This is a genomic window from Sphingomonas sp. So64.6b (assembly GCF_014171475.1).
In the GTDB taxonomy this organism is placed as follows: domain Bacteria; phylum Pseudomonadota; class Alphaproteobacteria; order Sphingomonadales; family Sphingomonadaceae; genus Sphingomonas; species Sphingomonas alpina_A.
In genome coordinates, this window is sequence record NZ_CP048817.1 from 1,214,250 (window position 1) to 1,231,391 (window position 17,142).

Annotated in this window: 19 protein-coding genes; 9 read left to right on the forward strand and 10 right to left on the reverse strand. The window is 62.3% G+C overall.

The window, feature by feature from the left end; genetic code table 11:
• Positions 1-251 precede the first annotated feature (251 nt).
• Positions 252-542, forward strand: coding sequence for a hypothetical protein (locus G4G27_RS05765; protein ID WP_183112460.1), 291 nt, complete (start codon positions 252-254; stop codon positions 540-542).
• A 7-nt stretch (positions 543-549) separates the two neighbouring features.
• Here the strand turns inward: G4G27_RS05765 and G4G27_RS05770 are convergent, their stop codons facing one another.
• Complete coding sequence (locus G4G27_RS05770) at positions 550-942, reverse strand: STAS/SEC14 domain-containing protein (RefSeq protein WP_183112461.1); 393 nt, start codon at positions 940-942, stop codon at positions 550-552.
• Between the two features lie 111 nt (positions 943-1,053).
• Here G4G27_RS05770 and G4G27_RS05775 point away from each other — a divergent pair, with 111 nt between their 5' ends.
• Positions 1,054-1,623 carry a septal ring lytic transglycosylase RlpA family protein gene (locus G4G27_RS05775; protein ID WP_183112462.1) on the forward strand — a complete coding sequence of 190 codons (570 nt, stop codon included), beginning with the start codon at positions 1,054-1,056 and terminating at the stop codon, positions 1,621-1,623.
• A 30-nt stretch (positions 1,624-1,653) separates the two neighbouring features.
• Here G4G27_RS05775 and G4G27_RS24135 read toward each other — a convergent pair whose 3' ends face one another.
• The 3 genes from G4G27_RS24135 to G4G27_RS05790 form a co-directional block, all read right to left on the reverse strand.
• Positions 1,654-2,337, reverse strand: a complete 684-nt coding sequence (locus G4G27_RS24135) for a L,D-transpeptidase family protein (protein WP_183112463.1) — start codon at positions 2,335-2,337, stop codon at positions 1,654-1,656.
• 278 nt (positions 2,338-2,615) lie between these two features.
• Positions 2,616-2,768: a hypothetical protein gene (locus G4G27_RS05785; RefSeq protein ID WP_183112464.1), complete on the reverse strand. Its 153-nt coding sequence runs from the start codon at positions 2,766-2,768 to the stop codon at positions 2,616-2,618.
• A 372-nt stretch (positions 2,769-3,140) separates the two neighbouring features.
• Positions 3,141-3,749: an NAD(P)-dependent oxidoreductase gene (locus G4G27_RS05790; RefSeq protein WP_183112465.1), complete on the reverse strand. Its 609-nt coding sequence runs from the start codon at positions 3,747-3,749 to the stop codon at positions 3,141-3,143.
• Between the two features lie 53 nt (positions 3,750-3,802).
• Here G4G27_RS05790 and G4G27_RS05795 point away from each other — a divergent pair, with 53 nt between their 5' ends.
• The 3 genes from G4G27_RS05795 to G4G27_RS05805 all read left to right on the forward strand — a co-directional run bounded on the left by G4G27_RS05795 (position 3,803) and on the right by G4G27_RS05805 (position 6,111).
• Positions 3,803-4,243 (forward strand): helix-turn-helix domain-containing protein, encoded by a 441-nt coding sequence (locus G4G27_RS05795; protein WP_183112466.1) that lies wholly within the window; start codon positions 3,803-3,805, stop codon positions 4,241-4,243.
• Between the two features lie 195 nt (positions 4,244-4,438).
• Positions 4,439-4,972 carry a putative immunity protein gene (locus G4G27_RS05800; protein ID WP_183112467.1) on the forward strand — a complete coding sequence of 178 codons (534 nt, stop codon included), beginning with the start codon at positions 4,439-4,441 and terminating at the stop codon, positions 4,970-4,972.
• 266 nt (positions 4,973-5,238) lie between these two features.
• A complete protein-coding gene (locus tag G4G27_RS05805; protein WP_183112468.1) occupies positions 5,239-6,111 on the forward strand; it encodes a hypothetical protein in 873 nt (290 codons plus the stop codon).
• 97 nt (positions 6,112-6,208) lie between these two features.
• Here the strand turns inward: G4G27_RS05805 and G4G27_RS05810 are convergent, their stop codons facing one another.
• Together G4G27_RS05810 and G4G27_RS05815 are read right to left on the reverse strand one after the other, a co-directional pair.
• Positions 6,209-6,763, reverse strand: a complete 555-nt coding sequence (locus tag G4G27_RS05810) for a hypothetical protein (protein ID WP_183112469.1) — start codon at positions 6,761-6,763, stop codon at positions 6,209-6,211.
• Positions 6,764-7,729: 966 nt separating this feature from the next.
• Positions 7,730-10,033 carry a UvrD-helicase domain-containing protein gene (locus tag G4G27_RS05815; protein ID WP_183112470.1) on the reverse strand — a complete coding sequence of 768 codons (2,304 nt, stop codon included), beginning with the start codon at positions 10,031-10,033 and terminating at the stop codon, positions 7,730-7,732.
• 280 nt (positions 10,034-10,313) lie between these two features.
• Here G4G27_RS05815 and G4G27_RS05820 point away from each other — a divergent pair, with 280 nt between their 5' ends.
• A complete protein-coding gene (locus tag G4G27_RS05820) occupies positions 10,314-10,700 on the forward strand; it encodes a nuclear transport factor 2 family protein (protein WP_183112471.1) in 387 nt (128 codons plus the stop codon).
• A 77-nt stretch (positions 10,701-10,777) separates the two neighbouring features.
• A complete protein-coding gene (locus tag G4G27_RS05825) occupies positions 10,778-11,173 on the forward strand; it encodes a GFA family protein (protein WP_183112472.1) in 396 nt (131 codons plus the stop codon).
• Between the two features lie 244 nt (positions 11,174-11,417).
• Here the strand turns inward: G4G27_RS05825 and G4G27_RS05830 are convergent, their stop codons facing one another.
• Positions 11,418-11,663, reverse strand: a complete 246-nt coding sequence (locus G4G27_RS05830; protein ID WP_183112473.1) for a hypothetical protein — start codon at positions 11,661-11,663, stop codon at positions 11,418-11,420.
• A gap of 437 nt (positions 11,664-12,100) precedes the next feature.
• Here G4G27_RS05830 and G4G27_RS05835 point away from each other — a divergent pair, with 437 nt between their 5' ends.
• Positions 12,101-13,351 carry an MFS transporter gene (locus tag G4G27_RS05835; protein ID WP_183112474.1) on the forward strand — a complete coding sequence of 417 codons (1,251 nt, stop codon included), beginning with the start codon at positions 12,101-12,103 and terminating at the stop codon, positions 13,349-13,351.
• A gap of 109 nt (positions 13,352-13,460) precedes the next feature.
• Here the strand turns inward: G4G27_RS05835 and rsmD are convergent, their stop codons facing one another.
• Positions 13,461-13,997 carry a 16S rRNA (guanine(966)-N(2))-methyltransferase RsmD gene (gene rsmD, locus G4G27_RS05840; RefSeq protein WP_183112475.1) on the reverse strand — a complete coding sequence of 179 codons (537 nt, stop codon included), beginning with the start codon at positions 13,995-13,997 and terminating at the stop codon, positions 13,461-13,463.
• A 3-nt stretch (positions 13,998-14,000) separates the two neighbouring features.
• Entirely contained in the window at positions 14,001-15,296 is a 1,296-nt protein-coding gene (locus tag G4G27_RS05845; RefSeq protein ID WP_244624680.1) for a pseudouridine synthase, read from the reverse strand.
• 232 nt (positions 15,297-15,528) lie between these two features.
• Between G4G27_RS05845 and G4G27_RS05850 the strand changes: the two genes are divergently transcribed.
• Positions 15,529-15,960 (forward strand): response regulator, encoded by a 432-nt coding sequence (locus G4G27_RS05850; RefSeq protein WP_183113639.1) that lies wholly within the window; start codon positions 15,529-15,531, stop codon positions 15,958-15,960.
• Between the two features lie 10 nt (positions 15,961-15,970).
• Here G4G27_RS05850 and G4G27_RS05855 read toward each other — a convergent pair whose 3' ends face one another.
• On the reverse strand, positions 15,971-17,110 hold the full coding sequence (locus G4G27_RS05855) for an SRPBCC family protein (protein ID WP_244624571.1): 1,140 nt from the start codon (positions 17,108-17,110) through the stop codon (positions 15,971-15,973).
• Positions 17,111-17,142 lie beyond the last annotated feature (32 nt).

The window sequence follows — 17,142 nt, forward strand, 5'->3', positions numbered from 1 at the left end:
CTGCCGGTCATTCTAGAATGTTTCGGGGGCGGGAGAAGCGTAAAGCGACAGGCGGGCCTTCGGCCATGTCGCTTTTTGCGCGAGACGCTTTTTGCGTGAGATGGGGGGTGATGTCCGGCCGGTCGTGCGCCACCCGCCCGTCCTATCCTGCATCCGGCCTTGGCGGTGTCCGCTTAGCTCCGGATCGGATGTAAAATCTTAACCGATGCCGGCTTACGCCGATTCTCCACGTTCGAAAAGGGCGATCACCCGTGGCGCGCAATTCTACATCGGAACGCCGGACCGGCGATCGTCGTGTCCGGCAAGTCTATCACGATCTCGACCGGCGCAAAGGCTCGGATCGTCGCGTCGTCGAGCGCGAAATCGTCACGCGCGAGAGTGGCGAGGGGCTGGGCGTGTTCGCCTGGATTCTCATCGGCCTGGTCGTGTTGTTCCTGGTCGATGTGTATTTGTGGGAAGGGTATTACCGCCACGCCTTCTGGCTTGCCCTCAACGCCGACGCGGACGCGATGCGTGGTTGGAGCGACAGCCTCTGGCACTAATCCCGGGTCAGGCGGCCTGGTGGGCGACGTCTGTATGGCGCAACAGCCATTCGCGCGCATGGGCGGCCTCGGCGCGCGAATAGACCTCATAATCGACGCCGGGGATCAGCTTCGATTCGATCTTCGCCGCAGTGCGGATCCAGCTTTCATCGGCGATCACCGCGACCCGCCCAAGCGCGCGGACGATACGGAAAATCTCCGGTAGATGCTTCATCTCTTCGGCGAAGATGCCGAACGAATAATGCAGCGGCCCGCGCACATCGGCAAGCAGGTCGAGCCGGTCGGTCGTCCCCAGCATCAACGCGATATCGGCGAGCACGCGCGTGACGTCGTCGCGGGTCAGATCGCCCTCGGCGACGATCTCGACGGCGGTGGGGTTGAGCGGGATGGTGGTCAGCATAACGGCTTCCGATCAAGGGTGTCGGTGATGAAACGCATGAGCCGCGCCCTTGGTTCGCCGTCGATCGAGGGGAGATTCCAATCGGATCGATACTGCTCTAGGATTGTGCGCATGCGGGCATCACGGGCGATACGGATCGGGGGCACGGCGGCAGGCGTTCTGATGCTGTCGGCCTGTGGTGGCGGTAATTTCCGGCCGGTGAGCGACTTGCCGGTCCGGATCGGCCAGCCTTATCAGATCCGCGGCACCACCTATGTGCCGGCCGCCGACCCCGGATATGACGTGCTCGGTTATGCCAGCTGGTACGGCAATGAATCCGGCAACCGCACCGCGAACGGCGAACGCTTCCGCCCCGGCTGGGTTACCGCCGCGCACACGACGCTGCCGTTGCCGAGCTATGTCGAGGTGACCGCGCTCGATAGCGGGCGGCGCATCGTGGTGCGGGTCAACGATCGCGGGCCGTTCGTGAAGGGAGCGCGCATCATCGACCTGTCGCGTGGTGCGGCGGAATTGCTCGGCATGAAGACGCAAGGCCAGGCGCCGGTCCGGGTGCGCCGCATCGAACCATCGGAAAAGGACCGCGAACGCCTGCGCAAGGGCGAGCCCGCGCGTGAGCTGTCGCCCGTATCGGGGCGCGTGCTGCAGAATTTGCGGACGCAGCTATCGCGGGCGGGATTTTAGCGTGATGATGCGCTGACCGGACTTGTCCCCTCAAGCCGCGGTGATGGCGTCGCCCAGGTTGAGTAATTCGCCGCGCGTGACGATCACCTTGTCGCCAAGCTTGACCACGCCGAACAGCTTCTTCGCGAACGCGGTGGGGATCCCGACACAGCCATGGGTGACAAAGCCGTCGCCGACCTTGCTGCCATGGATCGAGATGCCGTCATTGGTCAGGCGCAACATGTACGGCATCGGCGCGTCGTACAGGTTGGAGACGTGATCGGCGTCCTTCTGCGTGATCGGAAAGATGCCGAGCGGCGTCGGCTTTTCATCGGCGCCATAGATGATGACGGCGGTGCCGATCTCATAACCGGCGCGGAACACCGACAGGGTTTGCGCGGCAAGGTCGATGGTGACGACAATCGGTCCAGCCGGGGCGCCGCTTTCGTCCCAGTAGGAATCGCCCTGCCGCATCGGGCCTTCGACCGCCAGTATGCGCTTCACGACAAAGCGCGTATCGACCGGGACAGGCGCTGGCGTAGCGGCAGCCTTGGGGACCGGCGTCGGCGTTACGGGCTGGGCGGGCGCAGGCTTTGGCGCGGCGGTCGTGGCCGGTGACGGCGCGGCGATCAGGCCGATCGTGCCGACGAACAACGCGGCGCCGAACAGCAATGGCGTGATTAGCTGAACGCCAAGGGTCTTGCGGCCAGCCGCGAAGGGGAGTCGCCAACTCATACGAGGCTATCTCCGGCAAAGCGGTGCCGCTTGCCAGCCCCTGTTTTGGAGCGTGCCGGGGCGGGACGGATTAAGGTGTTGTTTACCTTGATCGGCCGGGTGCAGCGAAAGAACAGGCAATGCCGGTCGGTTACCAGGCTGTCTGGATAATCGTCATGTCAAAGAGCGGGCAGGGCACCAGGTGGCGGTCCTCGCCGCCGCTGATTGGCTTGGGCGGTGACGGAAGTGAATCGATCCGCTCGACGGCGTGGCATTCGTCAATCGCCGGGGCGTCGCTATCACGCGGCCTTTCGGCCTCCCGTTGCGATCAGGTTCTTCAGCACGACGATGCGCTGGCGTTCCGTCGTCGCGTCGCGCGATGGTTGCGCCTGGATCTGATCGAGCAGCGCGCGCAGTTCCTTTTCCCACGGTGCTGTGTTGAGTTCGGACATGATGCCTCCTTGCGTCAGGTCTGGTCAATAAACGGGTGCGGAACGGGCCGGTTCCAAAGCGAGCGGATGAATCGGGGTCAGGTCGACCTCGTTATCCGCCGGCCCGACAAGTCGCGCTCAGGGGCGACGCAGCAAAGCGATCGTGCCGTGCCCGCCATCGGCACACGCTGACCACGTCGAGCGACCCGGACGGCATCGCGCAAAGCTCCTTGGTCGCCTGGTTAAGATCGCGCGCCGGCTGATTGTTCGACGCTCACGGAAAAGTCTGCATCGCGAAGCGCGGGGGCGGCTGAGGGGTGAAGGAAGCCGTCCCCATATCCCCGACCGCTATCAGCTTCCCAGGCATGATAGCGGCCATTCGGGACATCTCTCTCAATAGGCGGCGGTGAATCGTGCCCGGCTATGGTTCTTCTGTTCCAGTTCATCGACCATGGCGATGGCGTAGTCCGCGAAGCTGATCTTGCTGTCCCCGGCATCATCCGTAACGAGCTGGTCGCCGCCTGATCGGTATTGGCCGAGGCGCGGGCCTTCGAAGATGAGCGCGGCGGGCGAGAAGAAGGTCCAGTCGATGGCTGTCTCCTTGCGAAGGTCGTCCAGGAAAGCGATCCCGCCCATCGCGGCACCCTTCCATTCCTCCGGGAAGTCGGGTGAATCGATCAGGCGCTGGCCGGGCGCGACCTCAAGACTGGCCGCGCCGCCGGTGATCAGCAGCCGCCCCACGCCCGCCTGCCGTAACGCAGAGAGCAGCGTGTCGGGCGGCACGTCGAAATGCAGCGCGCTGATCACGGCGTCGCTGCCGCGGATCAGCTCGGCAAGCTCAGCCGGATTTGATGCATCGCCCGCGATCGCCGTGACATCCGGCGCGTCGACAATCGCATCGGGCTTGCGGGCGATGGCAACGACCTGATGCCCACGACCCGCGAGTTCCTTGGTGATCTCCGACCCGGCGCGACCGCTCGCGCCCAGAACTGCAACTTTCATCAATGATCTCCGGTGGTTTCCAACAGAGACCTAGTTGGCTATAGAAACTCCCCATGCAAGACGGCACTTTCTCCACATCAGGTTACCTTCACGAAACCGGCGCTTCACGCGGCAACGTCTATGCCGGCAATTGCCCGACACGGCAGTTGCTCGATCGGATCGGAGATAAATGGAGCGTTCTGATCCTGCTGTTGCTCGGCGCGGAGGATATGCGTTTCAACAGACTGAAACGACAAATCGACGGCATTTCGCAGAAGATGCTCAGCCAGACACTGCGGTCGCTCGAGCGCGACGGACTCGTCACGCGCGCGGTCGAATCGACGATGCCCGTGACGGTCACCTATGGCATCACGCCACTCGGTCGCGAACTTCTCGCGGCGCTGCGCTTCATGATCGATTGGGCCGAAACGCGGATCGAAGATGTGGCCGCAGCGCAAGTCGATTACGAGCGGCGCAACGGATGCGCCAATGGCTGTCAGGTGAGGGATGGGTGACAATCCGCTATTGTCATGCCTTGCGGTGAAGAGTTAGAAAAGTGGACTGTCACGGTAATTCATGACGACGCCGGAGAACCATGCGGATCGCCCGGCTGAAACGACGCCCGGAGACATCGAGCGCGGGCTGCGGCTATGGTCGCCGTTGCTGACCGGGCGATTCCGATCGCCGTCATCCACCCAGGACCGTAAATAATGGATCATGACCCCGGCGCACCGCAACTGACCATCGAGGATCTGCGCCATATCGCCCGCTGGGCCGCCGACTGTGCGGAACGGACACTGCCCATATTCGAGGCGAAGGCGCTGGACGATACGCGTCCGCGCGATGCGATCGCGGAAAGCCGTGTCTTTGCCGATGGTGGCACACGGACCGCAACGCTGCGTAAAATCGCCTGGGCGGCCCACGCCGTCGCACGCGAGGTCGGCGACCCCGCCGCCGCCGCGGCAGCGCGCGCGGCTTCTACCGCCGCCGCCTCCGCCTATACCCATCCGATTGCGACGCCGCATCAGGTCAATCACATCCTCGGCCCGGCGGCCTATGCCGCGCACGCAACCATCCTCGCGGCGGCCGGTGACGATGGCGTCGGGGAGGCGGAAATCCGCTGGGCGATCGAACGGGCGTCGCTTGCGGTTCGGCAAGCCGTGCGGAGGATGCCGGCCCGCGCGCCGGGCAAGGGGCCATTGGGGCTGCTATTCTATCGGCTTGATACCGGGTTGCGTTATTGAGTGGCAGCTTGCGCAAGCTAGCCTATTTTCTTCATGGAAGAAGTAACCTCAAGGCCGCATTAGGAGAGGTAAGTGTTACGGTAATGACGCGTCCCTACCAAAGGGTAGCAGTCTAAGGGGGGGGGCTCTATAATTGTCGTAATTCATAATTGAATGCGCGGCAATTATCCAGGAGACTGCCGATCAGACCAATTCCGTTCGATCTCAACTCGACTCCGGCTCGCGTCAATCGTAAACCTATGTTCACCAAGTCGGGGGATATGGTAATGAACATAATACGGTTTGCATTGGTCTTTATAGTCGGTGTTTCACTGGCGGGTTGCGGCACGATCGGCAGCAAAGCCCGGATAAATCCCAGTTCGATGGCAGTCTATAAGAGCGCGGACGGGACATGCCCATATGTACGAGGGTTGGGCGATGTTTCACGCGTCGAAGCAATCGATTTGAGTTGCTTTGCCTTTCAAGGCAGCTCCGACAAGGCCTACACGCTGGCCAGCAGGAGCAATGTTGATCGCAACCGATTGGAAGCTGCCCTTCTGAAGCATGCCGATGACATCTGCGTCCTAGAAAAGGGGCGCATGGTTGCCAACCAGGCGATGACCAATACCAGCCTGAGCTTCGCGACTACCGCGCTCTCGACTGTTTCGACGATCGTTGGCGGAGAGCAGGCCAAGTCTATTCTGTCGGGTGCCGCAGCTATCACGAGTGGAACGCAGGATCATGTCAACGCCAATTTCTACAAGAACCAGATTATTCAGGCGATTACGAAGGCCATAGATGGAGAGCGATCGGCGGCATTGACGGCCCTCATTTCAAAGCGACAAACAGATTTCATAATATACACGGTCGATGAGATGATTCGTATGGTCAACGTCTATCATCAGACTTGCTCATTCGAGCATGGAATGCAGGTTCTTCTGGATGCAACTATCAATCGCGAGGGGCTGAACGCTATCGTGCAAGAGCGAAACCTCCGTTCTACGGCCACCGACCTGATAGCGGCGATCAATGCGGCGAATAATCGAGGAAATCCCGGCAAAGCTACTGCAACTCGCCTGGAAGAAGCCTTACGCGAAGTCCAACTTCGTCGTGCAGCGTTGAGCCAGACAGTTCAAGGCACCAACCTGACGAGCGATTGAATCTATCGGGAGTTCCATAGTGTGCTGAAGAAGAGCCATAGTAGAACAGGCCCGTAATTCTGGTTACCAACCCGTGCTATCTGGAATTTAGGCAATCCTAGTGGTGGCGAACGACCTTGATGATCTCGGGCCGCTGGGCATCCATGAACATATAGGCGCGGCCGAGCAGGGCCTGTTTGCCAAGATCGTCGAACTTGTTTGGTCCGAGCGGCGTAATGAGAACTTCGTCCGGCGTCAGGCCATCCAGGTGGCGCCTTTCGATCTCCTGCCAATGCGCCTTTGCGATGTCACTGAGCACCACATTCGCGGCGGGATGATTGTATCGAACGAGGATATTGCCGTCGTCCATTCCTGTCGGGTTCATGTCTGGGTGGAAGGCGAAAATATCAGCCAGCACCTTGAGCGAGAAAGCATTGGCATTCGCGTCGGATAACCCATCAGCCAAAATCACGCAGGTCCCGTTACGGAGAACCGCGAAGTCGGCTTTGCCGTCGTTATAATAGGATATGCGATCGACGATCCTATCGACCGGTTGCGAGAACGAGGGTTGCCAGACCGGCACGGGCGGGAGGTTCTTCGTCGGGGGCATTTCAGCTCGACCACGGCCGGCGCCGAGCGTGGCGAGGAGGCCCGCAATGAAAGATCGTCTCACCACATCGCTTCTCCTACTCGTGCCATGCCTGACACAGGAGATCGTCGCGATCCACTGCCGACTCCGATTTTTCGGTCAGCGCTGCGTGGATCTACGGCTTGGGGAGCTGGCAAACTGCCCTCGTAATTTTATCTAATTGCGGTGACAGTCCGCCAATTGTGACCATGCCTCGAAACCACACGTGAGAAAAAGTGGACTGTCACCGTAATTGCCACCGTAATTGCGCTCTGCGCTTCATGATCGATTGGGCCGAAACGCGCATTGACGATGTGGCGGCGGCACAAGTCGATTACGAGCGGCGCTACGGCGGCACCGATGACGGGCTAGGGTAAGAATGAGGTGCAACGATCGGCTTCGCTATGAAATAGCAGCCGTTGCCCTGGTTCGATATCTAGACGCTATTATCCGGGTAACTGCGCTGGCCGAAGTAAGCATAAGTGGCAATCCGAGGAGTAGTTGCGAAACCCAATGGGAGGAAGAGTAACTACAGTCAGATTCCGCATCAAAACCAAATGATGTTATGCGCGTTTCAATATCAAAGGACGGGCAAATAAATTCAAGATATGATCCGGGATTATTTACCGTTAAATATATTATGACAGCTGATAAATATATCAATCCGGCGGAAATCAGAAAAGTATTACCGATCAAAGTTCTTCTAACCGGACCCCGGCCAAAAATGGCTGCGATAAGCCAATGCACAGCCAGAATAATGGCCACAATAACGAATTGCTCTACCGCGAGAATCCGATAAAGCGATATATATCCGTTGATTTCTTGCAACGAATCTCGCCACGAATCTCGCCACCATACTAACTCAATGATCTGTCGCATGAAGATCAATTGTACGAGAAACATCGAAAAGATAGGCACCAAGGTAAACCCAAAACCTTGCAATGCGCTGATGTACTTATCACGCCTCATCGCCATGATCGCTGGAATCCCTCTCACAATTACAGTGTGGACTTATTCACCCACCGTAACAAAACTATCCATCACCCGCTTCCGACCCGCAGCCTCGAAGTCGATCTCCAGCTTGTTCCCCTCAATCTCGGCAATCTCACCATAACCAAACTTCTGGTGGAACACCCGCATTCCCACAGCCACATCGGATCTACCCTTATTCCCGATGCTCACCGCGCTCGCTCGGCTCTCCACCACGCGTGACGGCTCGCGCGTAAAGGTGCGGCTGGTGAAGCTGCCGCCCGGGTTCACGCCCGCTGCGCGCTGCCAGCCCGGCCCGCGCCCAGTCCCGCGTGCGACGTCCGCGAACGGGTCGGCACGTTCGGACCAGTTGGCGCGCCACAGGCTTTCGCCGCCGGACATGCTGCTTTCGCTCTCGATATGCGCGTCGGGCAGTTCGCCGACGAAGCGCGACGGGATGCTGCTGGTCCATTGGCCATAGATGCGGCGATTGGCGGCGTGGATGATGACCGCGCGGCGCCGTGCGCGCGTGATCGCGACATAGGCGAGGCGGCGTTCCTCCTCCAGGCTAGCCAGGCCGCCTTCGTCGAGTGAGCGCTGCGACGGGAACAGCCCTTCTTCCCAGCCGACCAGAAAGACGGTGTCGTACTCCAGGCCCTTGGCGGCGTGGATCGTCATGATCGTCACCTTGGCCTCTTCCGCCGCCGCTTCGTTATCCATCACCAGGCTGACATGTTCGAGGAACGCGGTCAGGCTCTCATATTCCTCCATCGCGCGGACCAGTTCGGTCAGGTTCTCCAACCGGCCGGCGGCCTCGGCGGATTTTTCCGCCTGCCACATCGCGGTATAGCCGCTTTCGTCGAGGATCTGGCGCGCCAGTTCGGGGTGCGGCGTGTCATTGGCGAGCGAACGCCAGCGCGCCATGTCGCCGACCAGATTGCCGAACGCGCGGCGCGCCTGCGGGGTCAGCTCATCGGTGTCGAGGATGCGCGCAGCGGCGGTGGCAAGCGGAATGCCTTCCGCGCGGGCAAGCTGATGCACTTTCTGCACCGCCTTGTCGCCGAGCCCACGCTTGGGCACGTTGACGATGCGTTCGAAGGCAAGGTCATCGGCCGGCTGTGCGACGACGCGCAGATAGGCCAGCGCATCGCGGATCTCGGCGCGTTCGTAGAAGCGGAAACCGCCGACGATGCGATACGGCATGCCGATCGAGATGAAGCGGTCCTCGAACTCGCGCGTCTGGTGCTGCGCGCGGACCAGGATGGCGATGTCGTCGATCGACTTGCCGGCACGCTGGCAGCTTTCGATCTCCTCACCGACGCGGCGGGCCTCTTCCGGGCCGTCCCACACGCCGATGACCTTGACCTTCTCGCCGTCCTGTTCGTCGGTCCACAGCGTCTTGCCGAGGCGGCCGCTATTGTTGGCGATCACGCCAGATGCGGCGGCGAGGATGTGCGGGGTGGAGCGGTAATTCTGTTCGAGCCGGATGATCGTCGCGCCGGGAAAATCCTTTTCGAACTTCAGGATGTTTTCCACCTGCGCGCCGCGCCAGCTATAGATCGACTGGTCGTCGTCGCCGACGCAGCAGATATTCTTGCGTTCCTGCGCGAGCAGGCGGAGCCAGAGATACTGGACGCTGTTGGTGTCCTGATACTCGTCGACCATGATATATTTGAAGCGCTCCTGATACATTTTCAGCACCTCGCGGTCGCGCTTCAAGATGACCAGCATGTGCAGCAGCAGATCGCCGAAATCGCACGCGTTGAGCGCGATCAGCCGCGCCTGATAGGCGGCATACATCTCCTTGCCGCGGCCATTGGCGTAAAGCTCGCTCTCGCCTGCATCGAGGTCGGCGGGCGTCCATCCCTTGTTCTTCCATCCGTCGATCAGCCCGGCGAGCGCGCGCGCGGGCCAGCGTTTCTCGTCGAGATCGGCGGCGGTGATCAATTGCTTGAGCAGGCGCAGCTGGTCATCGGTGTCGAGGATGGTGAAGTTGGATTGCAGCCCGACCAGTTCGGCGTGACGACGCAGCATCTTCGAACAGATCGAATGGAAGGTGCCGAGCCACGGCATGCCCTCGACCACATCGCCGACCAGCCGCCCGACACGGTGGCGCATCTCGCGCGCCGCCTTGTTGGTGAAGGTGACGCTGAGGATCTGCGACGGGAACGCCTTTTGAGTGAACAGCAGATGTGCAAGCCGCGCGGTCAGCGCCGCGGTCTTGCCGGTGCCAGCGCCGGCCAGGACCAGGACGGGACCTTCGGTGGTCAGCACCGCCTCACGCTGCGGCGCATTGAGCCCGCTGATATAGGGCGGATCGTCAGGGGAGGGCGCGGGCAGAGTCATCGGTGAACAGGTAGGGAACGTGAGGGAAGAGGGCAAGCGTGAGAACCGCGCTTCGCTATTGCGAGCCGCCCTATCCCCGTTCGCTCTGAGCCTCAAACCCAACCCCGTTTTTGCGAACCAACCTTTCCCCGTTCGTGCTGAGCTTGTCGAAGCACCGCTCTTTCTTTCCTGTGTCGTGGGAGAAGAGCGGCCCTTCGACAAGCTCAGGGCGAACGGGGTGGAGGGGTGCGGTGACTCGCTCGCTCCGGAGCGCTATCTCATCCCCAACAGGAGAGACCATATGGACGTCATCGCGCGCTGGCACGACTATGTCGCCACCAACGACCCGGCGAAGCTCGACGCGCTGATCGCCGACGACGCGGTATTCCTGTCGCCAGCGGTGCACCGGCCACAGGCCGGCAAAACGCTGGTGGTGCAATATCTCAGCGCCGCGATGGTCGTGCTCAACAATGACAGCTTCCGCTACACCGGGCACTGGGACGCGGATCGCTCGGCGGTGCTGGCCTTCGCGCTCGAGCTTGACGGGGTCGAGGTCGAGGGTGTCGACATGATCCGCTGGAACGAAGCGGGCTTGATAACCGAATTCAAGGTGATGATCCGCCCGCTCAAGGCGCTGAACACGGTGGTCGCGCGCATGGCCGCGGTGTTGCAGGGCGGCACCGGCTGAGGCTCGCGACAATCGACACGACTCCGCTTGCCGTGATGCTCCAGATGTGGAACAAAACGGGAAAAGGAGAGACGGTCATGCCAAGCGGGAAATGTCATTGCGGGGCGATCAGCTATGTCGCCAGCGGAGATCCGGTCTATCACGCGCTGTGCCATTGCGACGATTGCCGCCGTTCGGCCGGCGCGCCGATGGTCGGGTGGATGGCGTACAAGGCCGAACAGGTGGAAATCCTGGGCGATCCGGTGACCTACGAATCGTCGGAAAATGGCCGGCGGCAATTCTGCGGCACGTGCGGGACGGGCTTGTTCTACACCAATGCGGTGGTGCTGCCGGGGATCATCGACCTGCAATCCGCGACGCTCGACGATGCGGGCGATCATGCGCCGGCGATCCATGTGCAGGCGGCGGAGAAACTCGGCTGGATCGACCGGATCAAGGATTTGCCGGCGTTCGAGCGCTATCCGGGGCCGTAGTATTTTAGATCGGCATCCGCTGTACCCACCCCCGTTAGGGGCGGAGTGGATCGCCGAAAGAAACCCGCCCGAATGAAAAATGGCCCGACACACAGGTGTCGGGCCAAGGCTATGTCCAGGGAGCTAACCTGACGCCGTTGATAGTAATTCCTATCGATCGGCTGGGATATAAACTCTTGCTTCGCGGCCTGCTAGTTCAGCTTCGGCGATGCCGGAGTTTTCCGGGCTCCCCGAGTTTTCCCGCTCAATGTGCGTTGGCGACGGTGTCGTTCAGCGCCACGGTGTCGGTCGCGTTATCGACGATCACATTGTCACCGCTGTTGCCCAGTGCGGTTTCGTCAACGGTCAGGTTGCTGTCGAGGATCTCGCCCTCGGAATTCAGCACCGTCTCGTTCTCGATCGTCACATTGTCGGCTGGCTTAGCGCCGCCACAGGCAGCGAGACCGAGCGAGGCGGCGGCAATCAGGGCGAAGGTCGAAAGCTTTTTCATCAAATAGTCTCCGTGACGGTTCAGGCATTTTCGAGCGATCCCCATTGCCGCCCCTACGTCCGCTCAGAACATTGTCGCGGCCATTATGTCCAAAACCCCTCTTGATTGATAGGAAAAAGAACTATCAGCGGCTGAAAACTGAGCTTTGCGGGGTGTCGGGATATGCGACAAGGCGGTGTCCGATATCTCCGCGCCCGTACTCCTGAAGATATGCAACAATCCGGTGTTCCATATTTCCCCACGCCCCGCGCCGAAGATATGCGTCAACCGGTGTCCTATATCTCTCCCGCTCTTCATCGCGCGGCTCGATTCAAGCGCCTTCCAGCCGCAGCTACGGACTTCGACAAGCTCAGGGCGGACGCTATGGAGAGTTTATGACTATCGCCGCCAGCCCATCACCCAGCCCCCCATCACCCAGCCCCCCATCACTCGGCCCGATGTCCGCGCATCGCCGCGTGTTGCTCGCCAGCCTGATCGGCACATCGGTCGAGTTCTACGATTTCTATATCTATGCGACCGCCGCTGCGCTGGTGTTCGGGCCGTTGTTCTTTCCGTCGGAAAGCGCATCGGCGCAGATCCTGTTATCCTATGCCAGTTTCGGCCTGGCCTTTTTCGCGCGGCCGCTGGGCGCGGCGGTGTTCGGTCATTTCGGCGACCGGCTGGGGCGCAAATCGACGTTGGTCGCCTCGCTGATGCTGATGGGCGGGTCGACCGTGCTGATCGCCTTTCTGCCGGGATATGCGCAGATCGGCTGGCTCGCGCCGCTGATCCTGTGTGTGCTGCGCTTCGGGCAGGGGCTCGGACTTGGCGGCGAATGGGGCGGGGCGAGCCTGCTCGCGGTGGAGAATGCGCCAAAGGGTTGGGAGAATCGCTATGGCATGTTCCCGCCACTTGGCGCGCCGATCGGGTTCATCGCGGCGAACGGGTTCTTCCTGATCCTCGGCGCGTTGCTCACTGATCAGCAATTCCGCGACTGGGGCTGGCGGCTGCCGTTCCTGGCCAGTGCGGTCCTGGTCGGGCTCGGGTTGTGGGTGCGACTGAAGCTGACCGAGACGCCGGCGTTCAAGGACGCCGCGGCGCATGGCGAATTGTCGAAAGTGCCGATCGCTGAACTGTTCCGCACGCATTTGCGCCCGGCGATTGCCGGTACGGTCGGCGTAATCGCCTGTTTCGCGCTGTTCTATCTGACCACCGCCTTCGCGCTCAGTTACGGCACGACGACGCTCGGTCATGGGCGGCAGGCGTTTCTCGGGCTGGAGATCGGCGCGGTCCTGTTCCTCGCGCTTGGCGTGATCGTGTCGTGCAGTTGGGCTGACCGAAAAGGCGCGACCGCGATGCTCCGACTTGGTTTTGCCGGCTGCGTGATCGCGGGCCTGTTGATGGGGCCGATGCTCGGTGCAACGTCGCTGCTGGTCGTGTTCGCCTGGCTCGCCTTCGCGCTGTTCGCGATGGGTTTTGCCTATGGCCCGCTTGGTGGCTGGTTGCCGTCGCTGTTCGAACCCGGCGTGCGCTATACCGGCGTGTCGGTGACCTTCAATCTCGGCGGGATCATCGGCGGCGCGCTGGCGCCGATCTTCGCGCAGATGCTGGCCGACAAGGGCGGGCTCGACCTGGTCGGCGCCTATCTGGTGGTGGCCGGCGTGCTGAGTCTGGGCGGGTTGATGCTGCTGAAACGGACTCCCGCTTGATTCCCCTTCCGCTTGCGGGAGGGGTTAGGGGAGGGCATGTCCGCAAACGCTGCCGCCCCCTAATCTGACAGGCCCTCCCCCAACCCCTCCCGTAAACGGGAGGGGAGCTTCAGGATGCGCGCAGGATGGTCAGCTTGGCCTTGCCATGCACACGCTCGACATCGATCGCGAACCCGTCAACTACCACCGTCTCGTCTTTCGCGGTTTCGATGCTGATCCAGGTCGCCGGGCCGGTCCAGCCGAGCCGCGACAATTTGTCGAGCGCGACCGCGCCCGCGCCGGTGCCATAGGGCGGGTCCATCAGGATCAGGTCGAGCGGCGCACTGACTCGGGCGAGCGCGAGCACCGATTGCGCGCGGACATCGGCCTTGGCTTCGAGCTTCGCCAGGTTCAGGCGCAACGCGTCGAGCGCGGGTTTGTCCTGCTCGACGAACACGCAACTCCCCGCACCGCGCGACAATGCCTCCAGGCCGAGCGCGCCCGATCCCGCGAACAGGTCGGCGACGGCCAGATCCTCGAAGCTGCCGAGACGGCTGGTCAGCATCGAGAACAAAGCCTCGCGCGTGCGATCGGCGGTCGGGCGAGTCGCGTCACCCTTGGGCGCGATGATCTGGCGGCCGCGCCAGGTGCCGGCAATGATACGCATGCTTTACTTTCTGGTCCGCGGCGCTTGCGTGCCGCCGCCGGGCTTGCGGCCGGTGCCGGGTTTGGTCGGGCGCGAAGAGGGGCGCGGTGGCTTGCCGTCGGGCGCGCGATCAGGGCGTGGCGGGCGGGCGCCTTTGGCGTCGGCCTTGGATCGGACATTGCGGCCGAGCTCGGCATTGAACACGCGCTTGGGGCGCTCGCCGGGAGCCGGCGCCGCGCCCTGTTTGGGCTTGGCGTCGTAGAAGCGCTTCGGCTTGATCGCGCCGCCGGTCGGGCGCGGGGCAGGGCGTTCGCTTTGCGGATAGGTCGTATCGGGCGTCCAGCCCGCCGGCTTCTGTCCGCCCGGTTTTTGAGCTCGCGGCGCGCGTGGCGGACGCGCGTCGGTAAATGACTCGCGGTCGGCGCGCGAGGCAGCGGCGCGGTCGATGCGAGGCGCCGGCGCCTTGGGCCGGGCGGGACGCTTGTCGCCGAGCGCGACCGGCTCGGGCCGAGGCGCCCTTGGCCCTGCGGAAGGCGTGCGACGATCGCCGGCCGGCTCGGGACGGCGCGGCGCGGACGATGGCGGGCGTCGCGCACCCGGCACGACCGGCGTCGGTTTGGGCCGGGCGCTATACTTCTCGTCCTGCTTCAGCCGCTCGGGCGGCGGGTTGCGAGTCGGGTTCTTGCGGAATGCGGCGACATCGTGCGCGCGCACCTCGCCGACCTCGCCCGGCGGCAAGTCGCCGAGCACGAATGGGCCGTAACGCGTGCGGATCAGGCGCGAGACCTTCAATCCGAGATATTCGAGCACGCGGCGCACTTCGCGGTTTTTGCCCTCGGTCAGGATCATCTCGATCCACACATTGGCGCCGGTGCGGCGTTCGAGATTGGCGTTGATCGACCCGTAACGCACGCCCTCGATCTCGACGCCGTGGATCAACTCCTCAAGCTGCGCCTGAGTGACATTGCCGTAAGCGCGGGCGCGATAGGCGCGCTCGACCCCGGTCGCGGGCAGCTCTAGCTGGCGCTTCAACTCGCCATCGGTGGTGAGCAGCAACAGCCCCTCGGTATTGAGATCGAGCCGCCCGACCGGCACGAGCCGCGGCAAATCCCTGGGCAGCTTGTCATAGATCGTCGGCCGGCCGGCCGGATCGCGCTCGGTGACGAGCAGCCCCGACGGCTTGTGATAGAGATAGAGCCGCGCAGGCGCCGCCGCCTGGACCGGATTGCCATCGACCGTCACCCCGGCAAGCGAGGTAAGGATCGTCGCGGGCGTATCGATCACGACATCGTTCAGCGCGACGCGCCCGTCGGCGATCATGCGTTCGACCTCCCGACGGGAAGCGATGCCGGCGCGCGCGAGCATCTTGGCGATGCGCTGCTCTTCTTTGGGTGCGTTGGTTTGTGCCACGTTTCGGCTGATACAGGCAAAATGCGGGGTGACCCGAAAAAAATGTTGCGGCGGATCGTGTTGCGGCGCGTTAAGGGACGCAGGCGTAACGAGGTTGGGGGATTTTCCCGTGACCCAATGTGTAAAGGCGGACCCCCGGACGATGTTGTTCGGCAAGAAAAAACGGCGAATTTGCAAGCTGTTGATCGTGGAAGACGAACCATTGGTTGCGTTCGACACGGAACATTTCCTGCGCGAGGCCGAATTCGAGATCGTTGCCACGGTCGACCGCGTCGCCGATGCGATCGGCGTGATTCGCGACGGGCATGAAATTGACCTGGTGCTGGTCGATATCAGCCTGACCGATGGCAGTGGCCTCGACGTCGCGCGCGAGGCGCACAAGCAGGGCATTCCGGTGCTGTTCGTGACCGGCGATTGCCCGATGGGCGGGCAGGACGTCGCGGTCGGATGCCTGTCCAAACCCTATGCGCAACGCGACCTGATCGCCGCGATCGACATTATCGAGGCGGTGCTTGAGGGCAAGAAGACCAAGCGGTTGCCGCCCGGATTGAGGATTTTCGAAAAGGCGGCGTGACGCGCCGTCCCTAAAGCCGGCTTTCCACCTCATTGTGGAAATGTCGCATGCCCGTTTCCAGTGTACCCAGGGTCAGCCGGTCGATCGCGCCCGACGCCAGCCCCTCCTGGCCGAGCGCAGCGGCGCGAAAGTCTTCCGATGCGAAGACGCCGCCATCGAGCAGGTTCCAGCTTTTCTCCCAATGCGCCAGCGCCTTCTCGGTTGTCGGCGCTTCCGGGATGAGCATGAAATCCTCGACCAGCACGCGACCTTCGGACTGCGGCATCAGGGTCATCAGGTTCATATAATCCGGGCTGACGATCAGGACGGTGCCGGGGAACATTTGATAGGTATAGGTCATCGCCGCGCGCAGCGTCGGCCAGTCGTCCGACTGCGCCGCGGCCAGCGCCGCCTCGCGTCCGACCACCGATCTCTGGTGCGGGCCGATATGGTCGCCGGTCGACACGCCATCCTTGAAGAACGGGCCGATCGTCGAGGCATGCAGCCGCTGGACATGATAGCTTTCGAGGAACGCATCCATGATCAGCTTCCAGTTCGCCGCGACATCATGCGTGCGGCGGCGGAACAGGTACTGACCGGACAGATCGAACGCGTCGAAATCATGCCCCAACGCGTCGGCCTCGGCGAAATCGGCATGTTCATCGAACGCGAACCAGATCAGCCCGCCCGCTTCGCGCGTCGGCAGACGCTTCAACCCGAACTCGGCCTTGTCGAGGCCCGGGAAAGCGTCCGGTCGGGGGAGTCCGGCAAGCGCGCCATCCAGCGTGTAGCTCCAGGCATGATAGGGGCAGATCAGGCGCGGCGCGCAGACCGCCTCCTTGCCCTCGACCAGGCGCGTGCCGCGATGCTGGCAGACATTGAGGAAGACATGGGCCGCGCCCTGCTTGTCGCGCGCGACCAGCAATGGCTTGCCGAAGCCGTCATGCGGCACGGCCATGTTCGGTTGCGGCAGCAGCGCGGACGGTGCGATGACCAACGGCAAGCGCGAGAATATCCGTTCCTGCTCGACTTGATGGCGGACGGGATCGGTATAGGCGCGCGCATCGATATGCGTGATGCCCGCGTTCGGCCGCGTACCTCCGTCCGCCAATATGGCGGCGAGCGCGAGTTGGCCCTCGGTCGGTCGCATGATCTTCACGGGTGCGTTCATCGACGCTTCCTCTCCCAGTATTTCCCGCTAGT

Coding starts and splice junctions, on each gene's coding strand:
- G4G27_RS05770 (WP_183112461.1), bottom strand. CDS start 942: ATGCTGACCACCATCCCGCTCAACCCCACCGCCGTCGAGATCGTCGCC.
- G4G27_RS05775 (WP_183112462.1), top strand. CDS start 1,054: ATGCGGGCATCACGGGCGATACGGATCGGGGGCACGGCGGCAGGCGTT.
- G4G27_RS24135 (WP_183112463.1), bottom strand. CDS start 2,337: ATGAGTTGGCGACTCCCCTTCGCGGCTGGCCGCAAGACCCTTGGCGTT.
- G4G27_RS05785 (WP_183112464.1), bottom strand. CDS start 2,768: ATGTCCGAACTCAACACAGCACCGTGGGAAAAGGAACTGCGCGCGCTG.
- G4G27_RS05790 (WP_183112465.1), bottom strand. CDS start 3,749: ATGAAAGTTGCAGTTCTGGGCGCGAGCGGTCGCGCCGGGTCGGAGATC.
- G4G27_RS05795 (WP_183112466.1), top strand. CDS start 3,803: ATGCAAGACGGCACTTTCTCCACATCAGGTTACCTTCACGAAACCGGC.
- G4G27_RS05800 (WP_183112467.1), top strand. CDS start 4,439: ATGGATCATGACCCCGGCGCACCGCAACTGACCATCGAGGATCTGCGC.
- G4G27_RS05805 (WP_183112468.1), top strand. CDS start 5,239: ATGAACATAATACGGTTTGCATTGGTCTTTATAGTCGGTGTTTCACTG.
- G4G27_RS05815 (WP_183112470.1), bottom strand. CDS start 10,033: ATGACTCTGCCCGCGCCCTCCCCTGACGATCCGCCCTATATCAGCGGG.
- G4G27_RS05820 (WP_183112471.1), top strand. CDS start 10,314: ATGGACGTCATCGCGCGCTGGCACGACTATGTCGCCACCAACGACCCG.
- G4G27_RS05825 (WP_183112472.1), top strand. CDS start 10,778: ATGCCAAGCGGGAAATGTCATTGCGGGGCGATCAGCTATGTCGCCAGC.
- G4G27_RS05830 (WP_183112473.1), bottom strand. CDS start 11,663: ATGAAAAAGCTTTCGACCTTCGCCCTGATTGCCGCCGCCTCGCTCGGT.
- G4G27_RS05835 (WP_183112474.1), top strand. CDS start 12,101: ATGTCCGCGCATCGCCGCGTGTTGCTCGCCAGCCTGATCGGCACATCG.
- rsmD (WP_183112475.1), bottom strand. CDS start 13,997: ATGCGTATCATTGCCGGCACCTGGCGCGGCCGCCAGATCATCGCGCCC.
- G4G27_RS05845 (WP_244624680.1), bottom strand. CDS start 15,296: ATGATCGCCGACGGGCGCGTCGCGCTGAACGATGTCGTGATCGATACG.
- G4G27_RS05850 (WP_183113639.1), top strand. CDS start 15,529: ATGTTGTTCGGCAAGAAAAAACGGCGAATTTGCAAGCTGTTGATCGTG.
- G4G27_RS05855 (WP_244624571.1), bottom strand. CDS start 17,110: ATGAACGCACCCGTGAAGATCATGCGACCGACCGAGGGCCAACTCGCG.